This is a genomic window from Catenuloplanes sp. NPDC051500 (genome assembly GCF_044454585.1).
GTDB lineage: Bacteria > Actinomycetota > Actinomycetes > Mycobacteriales > Micromonosporaceae > Catenuloplanes.
Map to the genome: position 1 here is coordinate 1 of NZ_JBITDX010000061.1, position 1,153 is coordinate 1,153.

Sequence of the window (1,153 nt, forward strand, 5' to 3'; positions counted from 1 at the left end):
CTAGTGTTCTGTCTCGTAAATAGGTAGTCGGTTGGTACGGTGGCGGTTGTGAATCGTGCCGCCGCGCCTTTGGTGCTTGATCCGGGTCAGCGTGAGTTGCTGGAGTCTTTGGCGAAGTCGCGTACTGCGGAGTATCGCCTGGTCCAGCGGGCGCGGGTGTTGCTGCATGCGGCTGATGGGCTGTCGAACACCGAGATTGGCGTGCTGGTCGGGGTGACTCGGGTGACGGTGCGGGCGTGGCGGGTGGAGTTCGGTGAGCGTGGGCTTGCCGAGTTGGGCAGGGTGGCGGCGGGCCGGGGGCGTAAGCCGGTGATCGCGCAGGCGGTGATCGATCGGATCGTGGAGCTGACGTTGCATTCGCGGCCGGAGGGGGCGACACATTGGTCGTGCCGGTCGATGGCGGCCGAGGTGGGGGTGTCGAAGGCGACCGTGCAGCGGGTGTGGGACGCGCGTGGGCTGAAGCCGCATCTGGTGGAGACGTTCAAGCTGTCGAACGACAGGCGGTTCGAGGAGAAACTCGTCGACGTCGTGGGCTTGTACCTGAACCCGCCGGACAAGGCGGTGGTGCTGTGCATGGATGAGAAGTCGCAGATCCAGGCGCTGGACCGCACCCAGCCGAGTTTGCCGCTCAAGCCCGGCCGGGCCGGCACCATGACCCACGACTACAAGCGGCATGGGACCACGACCCTGTTCGCCGCGCTGGACGTGCTGACCGGCAGGGTGATCGGCAAGTGCTTCGACCGGCATCGTCACGACGAGTTCCTGCGGTTCCTGCGGATGATCGACACGGCGGTGCCCCGCAAGCTGCAGATCCACATGATCGTCGACAACTACGGCACCCACAACCACGCGAACGTCAAAGCCTGGCTGGACAAGCATCCACGCTTCCACCTGCACTTCACCCCGACCAGTTCGTCCTGGCTGAACCTCGTGGAGCGCTGGTTCGCGACCCTGACCGACAAGATGATCCGCCGCGGCGTGTTCCACAGCGTCGACGACCTCGTCACCGCGATCGAGGAATTCCTGCGCGTGCACAACGACGACCCGAAACCATTCGTCTGGACCGCCACCACCGAATCGATCCTCGCAAAAGTCCGACGTGGACGCGTCGCCCTCCAACAAACGACTACTCAAAACTGAGACAGAACACTAG

At 64.1% G+C, this 1,153-nt stretch carries 1 protein-coding gene; it reads left to right on the plus strand.

The window, feature by feature from the left end; translation table 11 throughout:
• Positions 1 to 48 precede the first annotated feature (48 nt).
• A complete protein-coding gene (locus tag ACIA8K_RS41250; RefSeq protein ID WP_396068967.1) occupies positions 49 to 1,140 on the plus strand; it encodes an IS630 family transposase in 1,092 nt (363 codons plus the stop codon).
• The last annotated feature ends 13 nt before the right edge of the window (positions 1,141 to 1,153 follow it).